The sequence below is a fragment of the Mesorhizobium sp. M0174 genome (genome assembly GCF_040322275.1).
GTDB lineage: Bacteria > Pseudomonadota > Alphaproteobacteria > Rhizobiales > Rhizobiaceae > Mesorhizobium.
Genome location: NZ_JAMYTB010000015.1, coordinates 82,948 through 103,512 on the forward strand (window position 1 = coordinate 82,948; position 20,565 = coordinate 103,512).

Here is a 20,565-nt window from a genome sequence, read left to right on the forward strand (position 1 = left end):
GGGAAGAGGCAGTAAAGCCGGGATTCAAAGGGCAACGCGGCGCTCACGGCCTTGCCTCATTGGAACCTGCGGAGATCGGTCTCGTTTGGCTGAAGCCATGGCAAAAATCGATCCGAGGACCGTCGCCAGTCTTTTAAGGGAATACGCGCAACGGGCGTCTATGCGCGGCGACAATCCCTATCGCACAAAGGCATACTTGCGCGCGGCAGACAGTCTGATGGCGCTGTCGCAGCCGCTTGATCGGATCATCGCCGCCGGCGCCCTCACCAAGATCCCGGGGATCGGTGACGCGATCGCAGACATCGTGACCAAGCTTTACCAAACCGGCACGCACCCAAGCCTTGAGAAGCTGCGCGAGGATGTTCCAGCGGGCGTGATGGAGCTGTTTGCCATACCCGGGCTTCGTCCCGATAAGATACTGAAGCTTCATCAGGCGCTCGGCGTGAACTCGCTGGCGGAGCTCGAGGCCGCAGCGAGAGAAGACCGCATCCGCCCAGTCAAAGGCCTCGGCGCCGCGCTTCAGACAAAGCTGCTGCAGAACCTGGCCATCGTGCGAAGCGGCGAAACGCAACTTCACCTGCACAAGGCCGCCGCTCTTCTCCACCATGCGGTCATATCGGTAAAGCAACAGCATCCAGAGTTTTCGCGCGTGGAAATTGCAGGTGACTTCCGACGCGGTTGCGAGCTCGTTTCCGACTTCGCCCTGGTAGCGCAGGCCAGAAAGTCGACTGGAATCGAGGATATGGCCCTCAGGCTTGTTGTCACGGACAGGAAGCACTTTGGCGCGAGCCTGCTCGAGGCAACCGGTTCGGCAGACCACCTTGAGCAACTGAAGACGTTCGCGGCCGACAAGGGATTCACCCTAAACGCCGACGGGCTTCATCGCGGGAGAAAGCTGATCGCGTCAGCGACAGAAGAAGAAATCTACCAAGCTCTAGACTTGCAGTTTATCGAGCCTGAATTGCGCGAAGGCAGGGACGAGATTGAGCGAGCGGCAAAGCAGAAGCTACCCGCCCTCATTCGGGATGAAGATCTGCATGGCATCCTGCATTCTCACACGACCGCATCCGATGGCACCGAAACGCTTGAGGCAATGGCTGAAGCCACGCGTAGGCGCGGTTTCGAATACTATGGTGTCGCCGATCATTCGCAGTCCGCTCACTACGCAGGCGGCCTTTCGTTGCAGGAGATTGCTGAACAGCACCGCGAAGCTGACCGGCTGAACAAGGCATACAATGGAAAATTTCGCATATTGAAGGGCATCGAGGCGGACATCCTGGCGGATGGCTCGCTCGATTACCCGAATGATATCTTGGAGACGTTCGATTTCGTCGTCGCGAGCGTGCACAGCCGCTTCAACTTGCCCAAGAAGGAGCAGACGGAGCGTATCATTGAAGCGATCGGAAATCCTCGGACGACAATCATCGGGCATATGACCGGTCGCCAGCTGTTGCGCCGGCCCGGTTATGATCTCGACGTCGACAAAGTCCTCAAAGCGTGTGCGAAACACGGCGTCGCTGTCGAAATCAACGCACATCCTTGGCGACTCGACCTCGACTGGCGCTGGCATCAAAAGGCACTCGATCAGGGCTGCATCTTCAGCATCAATCCCGACGCTCATTCGATCCACGAGCTCGATCACATGCATTGGGGTGTCGAGATGGCGCGCAAGGGCGGTGTCCCTGCGAAGCGGGTCCTGAACGCGATGTGTTTGACGGCTCTCCTTGCGCATCTCGCACGGCGCAGGCAAATCTCCTAACCTGCTTGTGCGCCTATCAGCGCAGGAGTCCGTCCTTCTCAAAATCTTCCCAGCCGCGCAAACTGGAGTGCGCGTTCTCATCGGGGCCATGGCCAGCTGAAGCTGAAGTTCCGCGACCGCTTCTTTGAGCACGTTTCATAGCGGCCTTGCCCGCGGCTCGCCGCCTATTGTCTGCAGCTGTCGCTGCGTCCTGTTCGCGCCAGACCGTAACCAGGTCGCGGTCAAGCACATCCTCCACGTGCTGCGGGTCGAACACGTGAAAGGTGATGTTCCTTGCCCGCCCGCGGAGTTTCACCGTTTTCGTCCCGGCGCTCTGCAAGCGACCATCTTTCAGCCAGCGGTGCCGTTCGGCCGTCGAGATCGTCAGAATGTCCTCGATTTCACGGGGGATTACGGGCAGGTCTTCGATATTCTGCAGTGCTTTGGATACGATCCCGAATACCACCTGCACACCATTCTCGGCGCCCTCAGACAGGCGCAGGGTAAGCACGCGGGACTCGATATTGAGCAATTTCCTGAACTCCGTTGGAAGGCGGGCGCGTATTTCGAGAAAAATACCCCTCGCTCTGACGGACGATCCAAACGTTGCAGCCGGGGTTAAAGGCCACTCTCCAATCAGCTTCGCTGTTGCATTGATTTTACGGCGCGTGGACATGCCCCTTTATATAGGTCCCCGATAGTCGGCAGCGATGAGCCGATCGCAAAGCCAACAGAGTTCTAATCCGCCAGCGGTCTGAACCACGATGCCCAAAGGCGCAACCACGATTGTGAGCGGGGCCGTTTGCAACTTCGGCTAACAGGAAACGGCAGAGTTGATCTCGAAGTGCGATATCAGGCGCGTCGCCGCCTGGCGGCTTTTTGGGGGCCGTTTGCTGTCCGTCCGGTTATTGCCGAGGGACCAGTTAAAGCCGCCGTTCGGCTCACGACCTCTTCGCGGAATACAAGGCAAGTTCAGATCCCGCGGAAGCCGACATTGAACTGCCTCTCCGTTTACACGTTTGGCAAATGTTGCGAATGGAGGGAGTTGCATGTTTGAAGGTTTCTCGCTGGAGCAGATCAAACTTCCGGAAGCGACGCTCAGAGTGCGGGTTGGTGGAAGGGGCCACCGCTTCCTGATGCTGCACGGTCATCCTCGCACCCATGCCACTTGGCATCGCGTGGCGCCGATTTTGGCTGAGGAATACACCGTAATTTGCCCTGGTCTTCGGTGCTCGCCCTTGCGGTGTGTCGCAACACAATCAGCGCGTCCGGTTTGCCGTGAACAGATCTTGCTGATGCACCAGTTCGTCCGCGACGGGCTGACGGAGGCGGCGTGTGCCATTCGGGTGGATGGCCGAAAATAACCCCACCTCTGCATGACGCGAATTGTCCCAGCCCGGGTAGGCCGTTATCGGGTACAGGCAAATACCCTCGAATCGATGCTCCGACACCCATAGCGGCACGCACCTCATCGCGGCATACATAGTGGAGCCAAGCCGGCCCGCCGGATCCCTCTGAGCCGGTCTCGGCAATGAACATCGGCTTGCCGTACCGATGAGCAACCTCGAGCAACATTTCCGACAAAGCGCGGTACTCATGGTGTCCCATCGATATCGTCGGCCCGTTTATTTACCATTGATTGTGCGGCTAGAAATTCAGGCCCACGACATCGACAACATCTTCGCTCCCGCCCAACTCAGGTTCGACGCGGCCCAGCAACATGTCGTAAGCTTCGAACTGCCCCTGACGGGCGTTTTCGGCCCGACCCCGTTCGCTGCGGGTCCGGTCACGAGGAGCGATTTGGATAAGGGGCTCGGCCCAGACAAATCTGCAGGCGGGGTCGATCTCCCGCATTGCACGAACACCCGCGATGGCAGCCTTCACGAGATGCCGCTTGAACCATCCACGTTTGTTCGGCCCCACGCGGGAAATAGCCGACCTCAACAGCCCATGCGAAAAAGGAGATCTAGTTGATGGGACACAACAGAGGCGGTGTTCCGGCGATCGAACGCTGTACCCTCACGGCTTCTGCCGCGAACGAGGCATAGGCATCGATGAAATGCAGCGATCCCTGATCGACATGGTCTGGAGATCCGTAATGGAAGATGTCCCAGATAACCTGGACACCTGCCGATCGGGCCGCCTCGACCATTGGCGCCCAACTTGACCAGTCATAGGCGAAGCTTGCGGAACCGGAGCCTCCACCTGGTGCTCGTCCATACGCCCCACTTCGCTCATTCGAAGTCTTCTTTCAGCAGTCGGCTTCGAACTCGGCCGCCTTGTTAGGACCCGGAACCGCGTTGGCGAAATACCGCATCCAATGGGGCGCGCGCCATCTTCGTTGCTCAGTCCAGCTCGTCCTTGCGTGACCGGGTAATGCCGAAACGATTGGTCTAGCCTTTGTTCCTGTGGTGGACTGTCCGGAGCTGGGTGGCGACTGAGGAACAAGGAGGGCCGTGCCAAGTTCGGGGCGATATACCACCGCCGCCGATTGACTCGAGCGGCTGCTCAGCAACAAGAGAGGCACGGGATCACATGACCGTTCAGATTCGACTTTCCGAGATCGACCACGCCAGGCGCGAGGATCGTGGCGACGGCGCTTGGAGCATCGCACCGGACTTGGGCTATTTGCGGCTAGCAATCGTCAATGTCGTGTTCTTCGGCGCACCGGGCAGCGGAGATCGGAACTGGGTGCTGATCGATACCGGGTTGCCGACGTCCCGCAGCAGCATTCTTGCGGTCGCGGAAAAGCGGTTTGGCACGAACGCACGGCCGGCCGCGATCATTCTGACCCACGGCCATTTCGACCATGTGGGAACGGTTCTAGACCTCGCGAACAAGTGGGACGTGCCTGTCTTCGCGCATCCACTCGAGCGCCTCTATTTGGACGGAACCGCATCCTATCCGCCACCGGATCCCTGGGTCGGGGGTGGACTGATGGCGCTGCTTTCGCCGCTTTTTCCCCGCGGGCCAATTGATCTTGGCAACCGTTTGGAACTCTTACCTGCCGACGGATCGATCCCCGGAATGCCGGGATGGCGATGGCTACACACGCCCGGGCACGCCCCCGGGCATATCTCGCTCTGGCGCGAGGAGGACCGCTCGCTGATCGTAGGGGACGCTTTCATCACCACCGGTCAGGAGTCAGTCTATGAGGTCGCCGTTCAGGATCTTGAGATGCACGGTCCGCCGCGCTACTTCACGCCGGACTGGGATGCGGCGGAAAGATCCGTGAAGGACCTGGCTGCCCTGAACCCGCAGATGGTCATCAGTGGACACGGTGCGCCTGCTGCGGGAGTGGGCATGCGTCAAGCTCTTGACAGCCTGGCTGAGCGGTTCAGGGTGTTGGCCGTCCCGCCGAAATTGAAATTCGTGCGCGAGCCGGCGGCAGTCCTAGGTAGCTGAGGCTAACTGAGCCGCCGTCGTTCTGAAGTATGATCAAGTTGGGCAGACTCTATCTCTCGAGCCGGTAGAGTTACCCGTCGGGTCGCGCTCTCCATCGTCGCCGACAAACTCTGACAAGCGGAACAAACCCGGGAGGCGCCGGGTTAGGGTCGCTCGATCGGTGCAGGGCGACTGCGGCCAAGCGCCCCGAAGTTCTGCGTCAGGAGAAGACGTCAGATGGAAAACGAGTACCCCGAAGGACGCGTCCTCTCCGCCGGTGAGCCGACCGGCAAGAAGTTGTTCGAGCCCACACGGGTCGTCATCCGCCAAGACTTGGCTTCGTTTCGCTCATCGGCCAAACCGTGGAGGAGACCAAATGGCAAATCTGGGAAGATTGGCGATCGCGATGCTTGGCGTTCTGGCATACCAAAATCGCGACAAGCTCTGTGAATTGATTCCGGGAGCGGGGTATCTTAACCCAAACGACCCGCAACGCAGAATTCTGGCTCAGATAACGAATGGCGTGTCGAGGGCTGACCTTGGTGAGATCCTCGACCGGTTCAGGGAGGTGGGGGCAGGATCGAAGGTCGACTCGTGGGTTGGCAGCGGGCCAAACGAACCGATCGAGCCAAGGGACGTCGAAGCGGCAATGGACGAAGGTACACTCACGTCCATTTCGATGCAGACGGGCCTTTCGCGCGAGGAGCTAATCAGAAGGATTGCGCGGGATCTACCCGAGGCAGTCAACGAGATGACGCCGAATGGTGAATGGCCGCCTGAGCCGAGACAAGGCTTGGATGAGTCGACCCTGCTCGACAATGTATCCTAGGAGACACAGCCAGGAATGCAGCCGGCCAAGGCGAGATCCGGGGTGGCAACTCTACACTCGGGGACGCTCCTGCGCGATCGCCTTCATCCGCTCGGGAACCAAGGATCTGGTTCGAGCGCGCCGAACGCGCAACTGGCCGCCATCCTGAAAATGCGGCACCGCTGCATCGCGGCGCCCTCGCGCTCGCGTATATCGGTGAGCGGAAGAAGGGCGCGTTCCTGGCTGGCCAGAGCGCTGGCGATCGATCCGGACGACTTCGTGACGCAGTACAACGCCGCTTGCATGTATTCCGTGCTCGGGGAAGTGGAGCAGCGGTGCGGTACCTGGAAAGAGCCGTCGGAGGAAGCATGAGTCAGAACGTATTGGAACGAATCCGTCACGAAGTCGATTTCGACGCCATTCGCGATCACCCGCGGTTCGTGCAGCTTCTTGGTTCACTTGGCTTGTGACGCACAGCTGTACTTGCACAGGCTTCGGCCTGCCTAGCAGCCGCGTTCGCGGCGCGTCCGCTTTGGGTGGCGGATTCAACGGATCGCAGCAACACACGCTCTTTTCTGAAAGTGGAGTGTGAGCCATGAAGCAGCGAAGTCGCATCTACTACTCGGCCGCTCAGCGGCCTGAGTTTGGGTTCGATGGCAGGCGGGCGAGTCGATGAGCTCGATCGGACGACGATTCGATCGGAAGTCTTCATCGGTGCCGCCGCGCCTGGGCCTTGCGCTGGCGGGCTGCCACCCTTGCCTGTCGCCGGTGGTGTTTTCCCCCACATTTTGCTGCCGCTGCTTGTGCTGCTCACCTGGCCGCTCGCCATGGGCAAGTATTTCGCCCCGGCATCGTCTCTGCGGGGTTTGCTTCGTCGGCAAAGGACATCGCCAGCTGGCCTCACAGCTGCGGTCGATCGCGGCCGAATCGGGATTGATGCTGGCCGACGCGCTGGCCGGCGGCCGCTTCACCCGCTACAATGATCTGTTGATGCCTGCCGGCATTATTGCCGGGGCCGGCGACCGGTTGTTCGATGCGAAAGCCGAGGCTCTTAGACTACAATCGGAGATTCCTGGTTCCTTTGTCGATATCATCCCGCAGGCCGGCCACATGGTCCACCACACCGCACCGCTAGCTGTTCTCGCCATGGTGGACAGGGTCGCTGCCGCGGCCAGCAGTGAAGTAGGCCGGCACTGGCGCGATCCCGAAGAAGTGGAATCGCGATTTTCGGAAAAGATCATGCTCAAAAGCAATAGGTAGAACCCCGTCCCGACTCTATCGGGTGGCGAATCCGATGATTTACTTCACGGCGGCACGCACTTCAGCGAACCGCATCCTGTGCATCCATCCGCGCCGGTTCGGCTAACATCGACGTCGAGGTCCCGTATCTTGGGGATTTGGCCAGGGGAACGGCCCCAATTCCGTGTTCGGCTTCTGCCTCTCTTTGTGGCTGCCAGTATCTAGTCGTCTGCAAATCGAGGCCACGGACTGACAAGCACCCCCGCACTACAAGGAGCTGGCGGTCGGAGAACAAATGTAGACATGTCGCACCATCCTTGCGGGTACGGCTTGCGATGCATACTGACGGTCGAGGGCTTAATGTAACCAAATCAACGGCTCGGCGTTTCGGTCAGCGCCGTTGCAATGAGCGAAGCCATAACCTCTGTCACGAGCATAGACTGGCGATTTCATGAGTCGCAATTTTCTGGTGATCGAACCTGAGGAAGGCATTGCCGTGCTCAAGGGGCTTGCCTCCTCGGCGCGGATCTCGATGCTGAAACTGCTGCATGAGAAGGGGCCGATGAATGTCAACGAAATCGCCGCCGTGCTGTCGCTTCCGCAGTCGACCGTCTCGACCAACATCCAGGTGCTGGAGGATGCGGGGCTGATCCGCACCGAGAGAGCGAAGAAAGGCAACCGGAAAATCTGCTATCCGACCGCCGAAAAAGTGCTCGTCGTGTTCAAGAGCGAATATCGTGCGGTCAAGAACGACGCGATCGAAGTGTCGATGCCGATCGGGCTTTATACCGGCTTCGAGGTTACCGCGCCCTGCGGCCTTTGTTCGCCGGACGGCATCATCGGTCTGCTCGATGTTCCCAACACTTTCCTCGATCCGGACCGCATGAAGGCCGGTCTGCTATGGTTCACGCGCGGTTTTGTCGAATACCAGTTCCCCAACAATGCCAAGCTCGCCAATGCCGAGATCACCGGACTCGAAGTTGCGATAGAGCTGTCTTCGGAAGTGCCGGGCACCAGCGCCGATTGGCCCTCGGACATCACGCTGACGATCAATGGCGTCGATGTCGGCACCTGGACGTCGCCGGGGGATTTCGGCGACAAGCGCGGCGTCTTCACGCCCACCTGGTGGAAGCTTAAGGGCTCGCAATACGGTAAGCTGAAGAACTGGCGAATTGCCAATGACGGCACCTATGTCGACGGCCTCAGGATTTCCGAAACCGGCCTCGCCGCACTCGATCTGAAGAGCCATCATTCAATCCGCGTCCGTATCGGCGTCAAGGACGATGCCAAGCGCCCCGGCGGGATCAATATTTTCGGCAAGGGCTTTGGAAATTACGATCAGGACATCCTGCTCAGGATCAAAACCGCGTGAATCGATTGGCCGCGTTGCTGCGCTCAGTTACAGTTCATTGCTAGGCTAGGCTTGCAGCTGGCACCGCCGTCCATGAGGCGACCGGCTTGCCTGACGTGTATAGATCCCTCGTCGCAAGCTTTGCCCACTGGCTGCGAATCCCCTGCTACCCTCAATCACCAGTACAAAGGGATCCGTCCCACCAACCAACAGCCAGATTATCCTCCGTTCCGGCAAATGCCGGAACTTACCATCTAGGCAACTCTCGAAAGTATATGCCGATCCAGGTCACACTTAGCCAACCCGAACCGCCAGCGATGGTTCGTAGCCTCACGCCTGCTCTGGTAGAACAAAGTCAATTGCCGGCCTTCGATCATTACGGTCGAATGGCCATTCTCGCCGGGCTCACCAGGGTCGAGAACGGGGCCAACGGAAACGTAGGGACCCTTGACGTCATTGGCGATGGCGAAGAAGACGCGCTGCCGGCTGCCGCGCGGACCTTCGGGGAGGAAGCAGGTGGCGTTAAGAAGCACACGACCGTCCGGCAGCTCGACGAGCTGCGCGCCTTCGATCCCCCATTCGTAATCCGGGTGTTCGCGCGCATTGTGATGCGGCACGTCGAGATGATCGAGTATCTTGCCGAGACGTTTCCATGGCCCGAACCAGGAATCGGATTGGCTGCGCGCCAGATAGACATCAGGCTGGGGCACCCTGGTGAATTTGGGCATGCCTGAATAGACGATATAGCGCTTGCCTCCGACGATTGCGGGGTGGGGATCGTAGATGCCGTCCTCATCGGTGTCGGGCAGCGACAATATCGCCGGATTGAGCACCACCCAATGAAAGCCGTCATTGGAGACCGCGTGCTCGCAACGTCCGCCGGACTTCATGAATTCGGTCTGGATAAACATGTGGAAGACGCCGCACTCATGAATGACGCCGGGCGCCGCAATGCCCGATCCGGTTACCGGCAAAACGATCGCCTCGTGCTCTGTCCAGGGTCCATAAAGATCCGGCGCTGTGGCGTGGAGGATTTTCCAGCTCTCGGTTGTGACGGTGCCGCTGGAGCCGAAGACGTGCCAGAGCGTGCCATCGAACACCGGACAAGGGTCCTTCAGATCATCCACAACCTGCGGGTGAAACAATGGAAAGACGTTGGTTTCAAAGTCGATCTTCATTCGCCAGCCATCCCTCGATTCGTCTCGGGCTCCATTCAAATGAACCACCGGCGCGACTCAGATGAATCGATTCCAAGCGTATTTATAGCTCCGCTGATGAACGGTTGTTGAACGATTGAAGGATTTGAACCGCTCTGTGGCAAAGGGCCACATTTGGGGAGCCCGACCTGACGCGAGGGGCTTCATCATGTGGATCGAATGGGGGCGGCCGGCTCGCCCCTTCTCTGTCGAGCCGTCGCAAGTGGAGCGGACGGCTGGTCTCGCCCGAGACAGTTTGGAGCTATGGAACAACTTATCGGGATGGAAGTTATATAGAAGGCTGCGAACTTCATGTCAAAGCTGCCTCGATTGACTTTTGTTAGTCGAGGCATTTTGTAACTATATCGAAGGATAATCTACATGGAAATGGCGGCGGGCCGGGCCAAAACACCAAAAAACCCTGTACAACCGTCTATTTTAATTTGCTTTTCACACCTCCGATGGAACTTCGTATATCAGAGACCACAACACATTCTGACCCTGGCGTCAAAACAGCAACAGCTAATTTACTTCGAAGAGCCGATCTTCGATGAGAGGCGCCACCCTTCGATGCGGGTGCACAATATTACCCCCAAGATCAGAATAGTGACCCCGCTGATCCCAGTTGGTACTTCCGCGACCAGGGCGGACGCAATCCAGCGCAGGTTCGTCGATCAGATCCTCGCCTCCACGCCGCATGACCGATTGACGACCTGGTATTACACGCCCATGGCGCTACGCTTCAGCGATCATCTCGCCTGTGACGTCTGCGTCTACGACTGCATGGATGAACTCTCCGCGTTCAAAGACGCTCCCGCAGAGTTGACGCAGTTGGAAAAGGCGCTGTTGCAACGTGCCGATGTCGTCTTCACGGGCGGGCAGAGCCTCTACGAGGCCAAGCGCAGCTTGCATCGGGCGATCTTTCCCTTCCCGAGCAGCATCGACGTTACCCATTTCCATCAGGCTAGGGCGCCAGGTGAAGACCCATTCGATCAGGCCGACATACCTCACCCGAGGGTGGGGTACTTCGGGGTCATCGACGAACGGCTCGACCTTGAACTTATCGCGCATGCGGCTGCGGCAATGCCAGACGTGCATTTTGTCATGCTCGGCCCTGTCGTCAAGATCGATCGGGCGAGCCTTCCCACGGCAGGCAACCTGCATTGGCTGGGCGGCAAGTCCTATGCAGACCTGCCGAACTATCTCAGGCATTGGAGTGCCGGCTGGATGCCGTTCGCGCTCAACGAAGCGACCCGCTACATCAGCCCGACCAAGACTCCCGAGTTTCTTGCGGCAGGACTGCCGGTGTTGTCCACGGCGATCGTCGACGTTGTGCGTACCTACGGCGTCGAAGGCCTTGTCGAGATTGTCGAGGCGGAGGACATCGAGGCCAAGCTTCGCTCGATCCTGGCCCACCCCCGCGATTTCCTGGTGAAGAAAGCCGACGCCTACCTCGCCGACATGTCCTGGGAGAAGACCTGGAGCGCGATGGCTGCCCACATCGAGCGCGCCCATGCGATGAAGAGCGTCGTCCCATTCCTGAGGAGGGCGTGAGCGTGTTCGACTGGTTGATCGTAGGGGCCGGTTTCGCCGGCAGTGTGCTGGCCGAGCGTATCGCATCGCAACGGCAGGAAAGCGTCCTGATCATAGACCGACGAAATCACGTCGGCGGCAATGCCTATGACTGCTACGACGAGGCGGGAATACTAATTCACCGTTACGGGCCTCACATCTTTCACACCAACGCCCAATCGATCGTCGACTATCTGTCGCAATTCACGCAATGGCGGCCTTACGAACATCGCGTGCTGTCGCTTGTCGATGGAAAGCTGCTGCCGATACCGATTAATCTCGACACCATAAACCGCCTCTACGGCCTTGAATTGACGTCCGAGCAGCTGCAGGACTTCTTCGCTTTCCGACGCGAAACGGTCAAAGAAGTCCGCACCGCCGAGGACGTCGTGGTGAGCACAGTAGGCAGAGAGCTCTACGAGAAATTCTTCCGCGGCTACACCAGGAAGCAGTGGGGTGTCGACCCTTCCCAGTTGAGCAAGTCAGTGACGGCGCGAGTCCCGACCCGGACCGATCGCGACGATCGGTATTTTGGCGACAGCTTCCAGAACATGCCGGCAGGCGGGTATACGCGCATGTTTCAGCGCATGCTGGATAGTCCCAAGATCAAGATCATGCTGCAGACCGACTACCGCGAAGTTCGCGACAAGATCCCCTTCCAGCAGATGATCTACACCGGTCCGATCGACGAGTATTTCGACTGGAAGCTTGGTCGCTTGCCCTACCGTTCGCTGCGCTTTGAGCACACGACACTTGATTGCGAGCAGTTTCAACCGGTCGCCGTCGTCAACTATCCGCAGACGGAAAAATACACACGGATCACCGAGTACAAGCATCTGACCGGTCAGCAGAGTCCGAAGACCAGCCTCACCTACGAATACCCCACCGACGTCGGAGATCCTTATTACCCGGTGCCGCGGGCCGAAAACGAGGCTTTGTACAAACGATACGAAGCTTTGGCCGCGGCGTGCCCGGAGGTCTGGTTCGTCGGACGTCTTGCAACATATCGCTATTACAATATGGATCAGGTGGTCGGCCAGGCATTGGCTACGTTCGGGCGCATTCAGAGGAGCCTGCCGGCAACCGCGATTGTGCCCCCGTCGGTGCAGCGCGAGGCGGCCGAGTGAACATTACATAGTTGAGGGGCATTCGATCGATCCTACGTTGGGTTGTTGTGTTGGTCACGGACGCGGCCGATTGGCCGAATTCGGCATGCAAGTTGCGGCTCGCAGCAATCGAGGCCTTCCCTAGCCGTTATCCTCGGCGAAACCCGCCAAGCTCACCGTCCTGGCTCTCATCACCGCGGCCAAGCTTCGCGACAGTTTTAGTCATGTCGTCGTTAACGCAGGAAGCCCGGCGCCCTGTTCGACCGGCAGAACTATACCGCGCTTGCTGGTTCTTTTCCAAACACCTCGAACAATCGGCGCTGGCGTTCCAACTCGTCCGCAAGTGGCTTGCGAACAGTGCGCGAGCCGTCCGCATGAATGGTGGAGAACAAGCCGACTTCGGCGTGGCGCGAATTGTCCCAACCTGGGTAGGCCGTCACCGGGTACAGGCATATACCCTGAACAGGTGCACCGAGGCTCGTCGCATCGCGCACTTCGTCGCAAACGTAGTGAAGCCAGGCTGGCCGGCCTGAACCTTCGGCGCCGGTCTCGGCGATGAACATCGGCTTCTTGTATCGCTCGGCGACCTCGACCAGCATTTCCGAAAGTGCACGGTATTCGTGGTGCCCCATCGGTATCGTTGGGCCATTCAAGTACCATTGGTTGTGCGGATAGAAGTTGAGGCCAATGACGTCCACAACGTCCTCGCTGCCGCCCAACTCCGGTTCCACGCGCCCAATCAGCATGTCATACGCCTCGAATTGCCCCTGGCGAGCATTTTCGGCGCGCTGCCGCTCGGGGTGAGTACGGTCACGAGGAGCAATATGGATCAGCGGTTCAGCCCAGATGAACCTGCAGCCGGGTTCGGCCTCCCGCATGGCCCTCACGCCGGCGACCGCTGCCCTGACAAGGTGTCGTTTGAACCACCCACGCTTGTTCGGCCCGACGCGGGGGAAATAGCCGACCTCCACAGCCCATGCAAAAAACGAAATCTCGTTGATCGGGCACACCAGGGGAGCCACCCCGGTAGCGGAGCGATGAACCCGAACAGCTTCCGCGGCGAAACGGACGTAGGCCTTGATAAACCCCGGGCCACCTTGGTCGATATGGTCTGGCGAGCCATAGTGGAAGATATCCCAGATAATCTGCACCCCGGCCGCCTGGGCTGCTTCGATCGCCGACGTCCAACTCGACCAGTCGAAGACTCCGGGCGCTGTTTCAATCAGGTGCCAGCGCAAGCCGTCGCGGATCGTGCGAAGCCCAAGCTCGGCACAACGGCGATAGTCGGCATGTGCATGGATGTCATGTGAGGTCGCGCGGATCAGATCAAGACGGGCCCCGTCGGCGCGCCTGTGGGAGGAACACTCGAAACCAGCCATGAAAAAGCTGTCGAACCCGGAAGAGCCTGCCGTGGGCCGACGAGCGGTATCCTCGTTCATACCAACATCCTGTCGCCCAAGGCGTGGGCAAGTAATCGCATTCGCAGTCCCCCATTGTCAGTTCCGGTGGCCTAGTCGAAACCGGTCGGCCACCACCACGTCGACGGCTCGGCGGCTGCGGTGTACACGTGTGCCTGGATTGGCGAATACAACCAAGCTCCAATCCCGTCTGCCGGGGGCCGCGGTCGCGTCGATTCGATCCGAAGTTATGCGGCCTGTTGCATCGCCCGTTCGTTGACGCCTGTTTCGCCTAGTCGGGTGAGCGCCTCATCGGTTGCTTTTTCTTCCTTGAGCGTCTGTTCGAGTAGCGGGACGGCGTCTTTCAAGCCAAGTAACCCGGCCCATGTGACAAGAGTCCCGTAGCGCGCTATTTCATAATGTTCGACGGACTGGGCTGCAGCCACGAGACCCGCGTCCAATGCCGGAGCCTCCTCGAATTCCTCCAAAATCTCCTGTCCTTCTTCGATGATGCCGTCGATCGCCGGGCACGTTTTCCCTTGGGCTCTCTTGCCAAAGGCGTCGAAAACTTGCTGCAGACGCTCGATCTGACCTTCCGTCTCGTCACGATGTTTTTCGAACGCCGCCTTCAACTCTTCGGACTCCGCGCCCTTTGCCATTTTCCGGAGCGCCGTCAGAATCTTGCGTTCGGCGTAGTAGATGTCTTTCAGACCATCATAGAAAAGGTCTTCCAAGCCCTTGGAGCTGCCCTGAGAGCTTTTTTTCGTCGCCATTGTCATCTCCTCTTTCATTTCTATCGACGCATGCATGGCTCTAACTGGACCAGTCTCTTGTTGTTCCTTCGGCGACGGCACACCGGCAGCCAACAGCGAGCGACGGTCGGGTTGACCGCTGATTTCAGTCCGCCGCGCCAGCAGCGGCTTGAGCATCTCGGCTGCGCTCCATTGCGGAAGTTCCGGAATGAGGATCGTCTGCCTGAAGGGTTTCCGCTGTCATCGAGTCCTTGCGGCCGCATTTTTCGCAACGGACCTTTGCCCGCACCTGATCAAGGTTCCCGATCTCTTCTCGGGCCCCCAATGGCGTCGAACCTGGACGAAGTTGCCGACCAGATCAGCAGTGTATAGGGGCCGCGGACCTGTTTTCCGATGTAGTTGAACTCACCTTGAGGCAGCTGCTCGCGCAGGCGTTTGGACGACAGGCGGACGGCATCATGGCCTCTAAATTCGAATTCGAGGTCAAGAGGACCACGTCCACAGCATAGTTGCACCTAAGATCCTCCTCGATGTCGCCAGCGGCGCGAAGCCTCAGATGGTCTTCGAAAACCCCTCTGCGGACCGAGCATGTCATGTCTCCTTTGCAGTACCGGAAAGGCCGTGGACAGCCGTGTCGTCCTTCGCGATGCTGAACGGATGCGACGGCGGTTTGTTCCTGAGGCCAACATGCGCTGGAGCCGGATTGACTTGCACCCCCGATCACAAACGAATGAGAACATTCAATCGGGGTCCTCATGGCTTCCGCCATCGACATTCTGGCATGCTGACCAGCGACGAGGTCGGCAATTGTCCAGGACTAGAGCGGCCGGCCAGGTGCAGCGGTGCCGGGGGGACCTCACGCTCCAAGGCCGTCCTGGCCTTCGCCAGCGACAACCACAAGGCCTGCAAAAAAGCTTCATCTGCTTGCGGTGTTAATCCGACCTCCTTGCAATGTTCAACGATCCTGTCCTGGATCGACACTGCGGTTTCATACCGTTGGACAACCCTTGCCAGAACGTCCTGACAGGTGCCAATCGCCACCTCCCGAATGTGGTCAGCGACGGGAGAGAGGGCAGCACGGGTGACATCATGAGCAACGGGGGCGTCCCGATCAGTCGGATGTATTCCGCCTCGGGCTGCCCATAAGAACGATCCGCCAACGCGCGTCTATAGCAATAGCTTCAGCCTTCAATTGAACAAAGCAATCGTGTGGGGACCGGTCCTCACCCATGACCAGGGCTGCCCCGGTCATACCGTCAAAGCCAATAAGGCCAACCTCGGCCTCGACCTCAGCCCGAAGCTTCGCCACCATTAACCCGAGGCCGCTCTCGAAGAAATCGACGGTGTCAATCGGGACCGAGGTCTGCTCCAGGTGCGTCCTCAGTCCCAAGTGACGGGCTTCGAGGTGAGGCTGCAGCAACGTCAGATCCGGTGCGCTCAGGCGCCGCAACAGTTCGTTCTTGAACGAGGTTTCCATCTGCGCTGTCTCCCGATCGGGGCGGAAGGGCGATGGTCGCTCGCAGCTGAGGACGCCCAGTCAGGGGAAAGTATACCTAAAAGGGCGGGGAGTCTCAAAAAGCTACTAGGCTGACCAGAGAAGCTCGTCAGTCTGGCGATCATCAAGATGCTGCTAACAAGCAGTGTCCGCCTCTACTGGTCGAAGGTTGCCTTCGCAATCTGGTGTGCGCCTTTTGTCGAAGCATACGGCCCCAAACTGATTCATCCTCTGGGGAAGCCAAGCGGTATCGACGCTGCCTGAAAACTTACGCGCAAGCTCCACACTTTCGGGGGGCGCTTTGTCGATCGACCAGAGTAGCCAAGCACCCCTTCTGTATCCCATAGTATTCGTCTTCGCCTATTGCTCCGGAACGGCAGAGGTTTGCGGACGATTTCGTGCTGCTTCGGCAATTTCCGGGATGTATTTCGTCGCGGTGCAGCTTCGGTTCACATTGGCGCGTGCGTCGAATACCTCTTTCTCGCAGACCCGCTTGGCGAGCTCGATAGGCACATGAACTGCCAGAGGCACTTCCACCTCGGAGATTCCAAGCTCCCTTGCGATCTGCTGTTTCACTTCGTGCCTGCCAAGCGAAACGTCGACGCCGACATCCTGGGCATCTTCGGTTGTCGATGATGCGCCTTGCCCCGGCAGATCTTGCTGCTCGGTCTGAGCAAATGACTGCACGGCAAAAAGCTGCAAGGCGAACACGGCGAGCGGCAAAATTCGTTGGAATACTCTCATGCCTGGCTCCTGCAGGTGCCTTTAACAACGGCAAAGTATTTGAAGCGTTCCAGAGGCGGGGATGCGCGCGCTCAGCGGCAGTCGAGGCGGGTTTTTTCTGTTGGAATACGATATGGCGACCGTGGTTGGGTGCGACAGCCGACTGTGCTGGCACATCGGAGTGTAGGAATTTGCCTACCGAGAAAGAAAGACAAGCCAGAGACGAGCGCGCCTCGGATGCTGCACGAGGATTGACCGACATTGAGCGTGCGGCACGAGACGCAAAGACCGCGGCTTCGGGAGCAGCGCCTGAAGGCCGCACTTGCTGTGACGTCGGCCCGCGGCATCTAAACCGAAGAGGACACCAAAACCGTGAAAGCCTAGCAGTCACTTGCACCACACGGACTTGCATTCAACCCCACGGTGCTCAAGATCCAAGTAGGCTCTGCAGCTCTCTAGGCTCAGAACGTCGTGCACCCAAGTTAGATCCTGCTGCAGCAGTCAGGACTACCCCAGAACGAATATGGCCAGCAGGGCAACAAAGAGAACAAGGGCGATCGCGGCGCCCCAGATGAGGACCTTTCCGGTGCCGCGTTGCTCTTCCTCGCGAGAAACGTCTTTCGCCATCCATGCATCCTTTGCGAAGGTCCAAACTGAGCAACGTGCCGTGCCAGGCTGTTCCCAACGCTCTCGGAGCCAACTTGGTGTCAGTCCAACTGCCGGTTGCCGTAGGGCTTCTTCGCTCTAGCGCTATCGGCAATACAGCGCGGCTCTCCTCTGAGCGCGACCGCAGCTCCCTTCAGGCATGATGCGCGAGCAGGCGGATATGTATCTGACCGAAAGCAAACAGAAGCCAGGCCTGCCCACTGAAAGCACAAGCAAGCACAAGGTTCCTCAACTGACGCTCGGCTGGCGGCAACTTGCTCGCCAGCCGAGTTGACTTCAGGCGGTGGTCGGGGGAGATCAGCCAGCCACACGCTGGTGATTCCAACCTGAGCCGATGTGCCAATCAGCAACCTTCGTCGGTCTTTTTGACCTGGCCTGGCGCGGCGGTGTTGGCTGCCGTGTCCTGCTGACCTGGCGCCGCCTGCTGAGCGCTGCCAGTCTGCTGGCCGGGCGCGCAGTCTCTGGCCGAGTTCGGATTTGTGGTGCCGCTGGTGGTGGTCGTGTCGGTGCCTTGATCGCCGGACATGTTGGTCCCGCTGCTCGTCGTGCCGGTGCCCTGATCCGTCGTGCTGGGCATGGTCGTCGTGGTCGAGGTTCCGCTCGTCGAGGTTCCGCTCGAAGTTCCGCTGGTCGTCTGGGCAAAGGAAAGCCCGGCCGACACCGCCAGCACGGCCGAAGCCAAAAGGATGCGTTTCATCTTCTTTCTCCTGTCTGAATGCGCGGGATGCGCCTGGCAAATTGAACAGGCAGACAGAAGGAGTGTTCCCCGATGAAGTTCAACTTTTGTAACTCTGGTCGTAGGTCAGCCTTAGGATGGCCGGCGTATATTAGAACCTCATGACGGCGGCTCGAGTCGAAAAGCAATCAACGAGCGGAGAGGCCGTCGCGTTCCTTGTGACTGCGGTGGCGCGGTGAGGCACAAGGCTCAATGCGGAGCGCCAGCGGCCGCGATCAGCGCCTCGTCGAGAATCCACTTCAGCTTCGCCGAGCGCTGGTAGCTTCATCTGCTTGCCGTTCTTACTTGCCAGGAACGACATGCAGCGGTCGCAGTATGCCATGCGGGACCTTCAATATGTCGCCGCGTCGGATGGCCAGGAAGCGGCCAGTGCCAGTTGGACTTTGTGATGGAGCGGCGCAGCGGCGAGCGTCCACGGGCCGTTTTCCTTGCGCCGATCTTCCCGATCTTCGCCTTTTCCACGCATCGCTGCAGGATTTTTCGCGAGGTGAATTGAGACCCGCCACGGCGCTGATCTCTGCGACGGTCAAGGCCCGTTCGGCGGGCTCTACTCCGGAACAATGTCCTCTTCTGAAAGTTTCCTTAGATCGCAAAGGAGATTCGAGATGTCAGAAAGCCGCGAATGGTTTGTCCAATGGCTTAGAGATGCCCATGCCATGGAAGAGCAGGCCGAAACGATGTTGAACGGGCAGTTGAGTCGTATCGAGAATTATCCCGAACTGAGCGACCGAATCCGACAGCACCTCGACGAGACCAAGCAACAGGCTGCCCGGCTCAAGACTTGTCTCGATCAGATGGACGAGGGTTCATCCACGATGAAGGATGCTGGCGGTAAGCTGACGGCGATGGCGCAATCGCTGAGCGGCGTCTTCGCTGGAGACGAGGTGATGAAAGGATCGCTCGCGAGCTACACGTTCGAGCACATGGAAATCGCCTCCTACACGATCCTGATTGCCGCTGCTCGATCGCTCGGCGAAAGCGAGGTACTTCGGGCTTGCGAAGAGAATCTGCGAGAGGAAGTCGCGATGGCGGATTGGCTGAAATCCCGTCTTCCCTCCACGACCGAGCAGTTCCTTGCGCGGGCCGAAGCGGACAGCGACAGCGCCAAGCGGTGATCGGGTAGGAACGTAGTAACCGTAAACTGGGTGATCGGGATTCGTCCGCTAGCGCGTCCCCCTTCGTGAACGCTGGGCAACGAACACGCCTAGCAGGCGGTCGTCGAGCTGCGCATTTCGAGAAATTGCAACGACGAGCGATGCTAATATTGCGGCGTCGTCACTTAGAGAGTCGAAGCGTTCGCCTGCGCAAGCCTGGTCAAATACGCATTGGCAATAGCCAGATCGGAAGGGCTAGCGCAGCGCTCGGCGAAATAAAGCTCGAGTGGGCGTGTTAAAACGTTCCAAACGAGGTCGCGATAGCGGAATGCCCGAGAACGCTCTAGATGACTGAGCAGTTGCGTGCGCGGGCACCGGCAGCGCCAAGCCGGATCGGAGAAAGTTCGTCCTGACAGCGGACAGAGCGCGCCGTTGCGCTCACGTTATGGGGTCGGCAGCACTTGCACGGTTTTCGGGGTGAATTCCGCTTCAGCCGGTCGCTGGCGGTTTCGCTGAAGGCCGTGACCGACCGGCCGACGATCATCATGCTCGAAGGGGTTGACCGCTTTGTCCGATCTTCTCCGCCGTGCGCATCGTCATCGCGCCGTCCGTGGTTCCAGAATATGCAATCCGATGGCTGAACTCGTCGGGACTCGATAAATGTCAGCGCGGCATCATACTTTGCCTTCAGGACGACTGTTTCTCTGCAATGACCTCTGTCTACGCTCTTCCAGTTCGGTCGGTGTCCATCTGCTCATTCACACGTCGTTGATAGGCAAAGCCGACAGCCGCGGCGACTGCCAAACCTGCCGCCGCCAGAAGGAGTTTGTCCTCGGTATGCTCATTGCCCGATGCGTCTTGAACAGCTAACGAAGCTTCATCGAAGGGTGCGGATGCTCTCGCGGCAGTCTCGCCCTCGTGCGGCCCAACGCCGCTATGGCGGATACCCGCAGCTAGACGTTCTGTCTTCTCTTTTACAGTTTCCTTGGCCACGCCGGTCAACTCGGCAGCTTGGCGTTTTATTTTACCAGCCGTTTCAAGAGCGAAATCACTGACGCTTTCCGCCAAATCACTAGATTGCTCCTTCAGGCGCTCCTTGGCGTACGATAGGTGATCCACCTGCTGCTCGCCGGGTGGCCGGGCCGAATTGGTCCGCAATAAGCTGAACAATCCCGCTCCGACAAGTGCGGTTGCGATCGGCGGACGGCGGAGGAAACGCCACCCCAAACCGGCCCCAATCGCCAAAGCAGCGCTCGGATTGGCAGCCGCCTTGGCCTTGAGATCGTCAATAATCGCCTGCGCCACCGA

At 59.0% G+C, this 20,565-nt stretch carries 18 protein-coding genes; 9 read left to right on the plus strand and 9 right to left on the minus strand.

Features of this window, described 5'->3' with window-relative positions; genetic code table 11:
• The first annotated feature begins 97 nt into the window (after positions 1-97).
• Complete coding sequence (locus tag NKJ13_RS23770; RefSeq protein ID WP_352778567.1) at positions 98-1,759, plus strand: DNA polymerase/3'-5' exonuclease PolX; 1,662 nt, start codon at positions 98-100, stop codon at positions 1,757-1,759.
• Positions 1,760-1,775: 16 nt separating this feature from the next.
• Here the strand turns inward: NKJ13_RS23770 and NKJ13_RS23775 are convergent, their stop codons facing one another.
• Entirely contained in the window at positions 1,776-2,414 is a 639-nt protein-coding gene (locus tag NKJ13_RS23775; protein WP_352778546.1) for a hypothetical protein, read from the minus strand.
• 373 nt (positions 2,415-2,787) lie between these two features.
• Between NKJ13_RS23775 and NKJ13_RS23780 the strand changes: the two genes are divergently transcribed.
• From NKJ13_RS23780 to NKJ13_RS23790, 3 genes are all read left to right on the plus strand, one after another.
• The gene (locus NKJ13_RS23780; protein WP_352467863.1) at positions 2,788-3,102 is read left to right on the plus strand and encodes an alpha/beta fold hydrolase; all 315 of its coding nucleotides are present in this window, start codon (positions 2,788-2,790) and stop codon (positions 3,100-3,102) included.
• A gap of 1,171 nt (positions 3,103-4,273) precedes the next feature.
• Entirely contained in the window at positions 4,274-5,143 is an 870-nt protein-coding gene (locus NKJ13_RS23785) for an MBL fold metallo-hydrolase (protein WP_352778549.1), read from the plus strand.
• A 355-nt stretch (positions 5,144-5,498) separates the two neighbouring features.
• Positions 5,499-5,951 carry a YidB family protein gene (locus tag NKJ13_RS23790; RefSeq protein WP_352752461.1) on the plus strand — a complete coding sequence of 151 codons (453 nt, stop codon included), beginning with the start codon at positions 5,499-5,501 and terminating at the stop codon, positions 5,949-5,951.
• 83 nt (positions 5,952-6,034) lie between these two features.
• Here NKJ13_RS23790 and NKJ13_RS23795 read toward each other — a convergent pair whose 3' ends face one another.
• Positions 6,035-6,361, minus strand: coding sequence for a hypothetical protein (locus NKJ13_RS23795; RefSeq protein WP_352457919.1), 327 nt, complete (start codon positions 6,359-6,361; stop codon positions 6,035-6,037).
• A 241-nt stretch (positions 6,362-6,602) separates the two neighbouring features.
• On the opposite strand from NKJ13_RS23795, the gene NKJ13_RS23800 reads away from it, so the two are divergent.
• Both NKJ13_RS23800 and NKJ13_RS23805 read left to right on the plus strand, forming a co-directional pair.
• On the plus strand, positions 6,603-7,190 hold the full coding sequence (locus NKJ13_RS23800) for an alpha/beta fold hydrolase (protein WP_352457920.1): 588 nt from the start codon (positions 6,603-6,605) through the stop codon (positions 7,188-7,190).
• Between the two features lie 430 nt (positions 7,191-7,620).
• Entirely contained in the window at positions 7,621-8,541 is a 921-nt protein-coding gene (locus NKJ13_RS23805; RefSeq protein ID WP_352778551.1) for an ArsR/SmtB family transcription factor, read from the plus strand.
• Between the two features lie 233 nt (positions 8,542-8,774).
• Here the strand turns inward: NKJ13_RS23805 and NKJ13_RS23810 are convergent, their stop codons facing one another.
• Positions 8,775-9,698, minus strand: coding sequence for a glycoside hydrolase family protein (locus NKJ13_RS23810; protein ID WP_352508321.1), 924 nt, complete (start codon positions 9,696-9,698; stop codon positions 8,775-8,777).
• Positions 9,699-10,097: 399 nt separating this feature from the next.
• Between NKJ13_RS23810 and NKJ13_RS23815 the strand changes: the two genes are divergently transcribed.
• On the plus strand, positions 10,098-11,270 hold the full coding sequence (locus NKJ13_RS23815) for a glycosyltransferase family protein (RefSeq protein WP_352467856.1): 1,173 nt from the start codon (positions 10,098-10,100) through the stop codon (positions 11,268-11,270).
• Positions 11,271-11,272: 2 nt separating this feature from the next.
• The gene (gene glf / locus NKJ13_RS23820; RefSeq protein WP_352778569.1) at positions 11,273-12,415 is read left to right on the plus strand and encodes a UDP-galactopyranose mutase; all 1,143 of its coding nucleotides are present in this window, start codon (positions 11,273-11,275) and stop codon (positions 12,413-12,415) included.
• A gap of 251 nt (positions 12,416-12,666) precedes the next feature.
• On the opposite strand, the gene NKJ13_RS23825 is transcribed toward glf, so the two are convergent.
• The 5 genes from NKJ13_RS23825 to NKJ13_RS23845 all read right to left on the minus strand — a co-directional run bounded on the left by NKJ13_RS23825 (position 12,667) and on the right by NKJ13_RS23845 (position 18,124).
• Positions 12,667-13,833 carry a glycoside hydrolase family 1 protein gene (locus NKJ13_RS23825; RefSeq protein ID WP_352778553.1) on the minus strand — a complete coding sequence of 389 codons (1,167 nt, stop codon included), beginning with the start codon at positions 13,831-13,833 and terminating at the stop codon, positions 12,667-12,669.
• A 206-nt stretch (positions 13,834-14,039) separates the two neighbouring features.
• Complete coding sequence (locus NKJ13_RS23830; RefSeq protein WP_023677856.1) at positions 14,040-14,564, minus strand: YciE/YciF ferroxidase family protein; 525 nt, start codon at positions 14,562-14,564, stop codon at positions 14,040-14,042.
• Between the two features lie 1,090 nt (positions 14,565-15,654).
• Positions 15,655-16,020 carry a hypothetical protein gene (locus NKJ13_RS23835; protein WP_023677855.1) on the minus strand — a complete coding sequence of 122 codons (366 nt, stop codon included), beginning with the start codon at positions 16,018-16,020 and terminating at the stop codon, positions 15,655-15,657.
• Between the two features lie 378 nt (positions 16,021-16,398).
• Entirely contained in the window at positions 16,399-16,761 is a 363-nt protein-coding gene (locus tag NKJ13_RS23840; protein WP_023677854.1) for a hypothetical protein, read from the minus strand.
• Between the two features lie 1,009 nt (positions 16,762-17,770).
• A complete protein-coding gene (locus tag NKJ13_RS23845) occupies positions 17,771-18,124 on the minus strand; it encodes a hypothetical protein (RefSeq protein ID WP_023680319.1) in 354 nt (117 codons plus the stop codon).
• Between the two features lie 644 nt (positions 18,125-18,768).
• On the opposite strand from NKJ13_RS23845, the gene NKJ13_RS23850 reads away from it, so the two are divergent.
• The gene (locus NKJ13_RS23850; protein ID WP_352508344.1) at positions 18,769-19,278 is read left to right on the plus strand and encodes a ferritin-like domain-containing protein; all 510 of its coding nucleotides are present in this window, start codon (positions 18,769-18,771) and stop codon (positions 19,276-19,278) included.
• A gap of 699 nt (positions 19,279-19,977) precedes the next feature.
• Here the strand turns inward: NKJ13_RS23850 and NKJ13_RS23855 are convergent.
• The coding region (locus NKJ13_RS23855; protein WP_352778555.1) for a hypothetical protein at positions 19,978-20,565 on the minus strand (588 nt) is incomplete at its 5' end.

Coding starts and splice junctions, on each gene's coding strand:
- NKJ13_RS23815 (WP_352467856.1), top strand. CDS start 10,098: ATGGAAATGGCGGCGGGCCGGGCCAAAACACCAAAAAACCCTGTACAA.
- NKJ13_RS23785 (WP_352778549.1), top strand. CDS start 4,274: ATGACCGTTCAGATTCGACTTTCCGAGATCGACCACGCCAGGCGCGAG.
- NKJ13_RS23825 (WP_352778553.1), bottom strand. CDS start 13,833: ATGAACGAGGATACCGCTCGTCGGCCCACGGCAGGCTCTTCCGGGTTC.
- NKJ13_RS23805 (WP_352778551.1), top strand. CDS start 7,621: ATGAGTCGCAATTTTCTGGTGATCGAACCTGAGGAAGGCATTGCCGTG.
- NKJ13_RS23790 (WP_352752461.1), top strand. CDS start 5,499: ATGGCAAATCTGGGAAGATTGGCGATCGCGATGCTTGGCGTTCTGGCA.
- NKJ13_RS23845 (WP_023680319.1), bottom strand. CDS start 18,124: ATGAAACGCATCCTTTTGGCTTCGGCCGTGCTGGCGGTGTCGGCCGGG.
- NKJ13_RS23810 (WP_352508321.1), bottom strand. CDS start 9,698: ATGAAGATCGACTTTGAAACCAACGTCTTTCCATTGTTTCACCCGCAG.
- NKJ13_RS23830 (WP_023677856.1), bottom strand. CDS start 14,564: ATGGCGACGAAAAAAAGCTCTCAGGGCAGCTCCAAGGGCTTGGAAGAC.
- NKJ13_RS23800 (WP_352457920.1), top strand. CDS start 6,603: ATGAGCTCGATCGGACGACGATTCGATCGGAAGTCTTCATCGGTGCCG.
- NKJ13_RS23780 (WP_352467863.1), top strand. CDS start 2,788: ATGTTTGAAGGTTTCTCGCTGGAGCAGATCAAACTTCCGGAAGCGACG.
- NKJ13_RS23770 (WP_352778567.1), top strand. CDS start 98: ATGGCAAAAATCGATCCGAGGACCGTCGCCAGTCTTTTAAGGGAATAC.
- NKJ13_RS23835 (WP_023677855.1), bottom strand. CDS start 16,020: ATGGAAACCTCGTTCAAGAACGAACTGTTGCGGCGCCTGAGCGCACCG.
- NKJ13_RS23775 (WP_352778546.1), bottom strand. CDS start 2,414: ATGTCCACGCGCCGTAAAATCAATGCAACAGCGAAGCTGATTGGAGAG.
- NKJ13_RS23850 (WP_352508344.1), top strand. CDS start 18,769: ATGTCAGAAAGCCGCGAATGGTTTGTCCAATGGCTTAGAGATGCCCAT.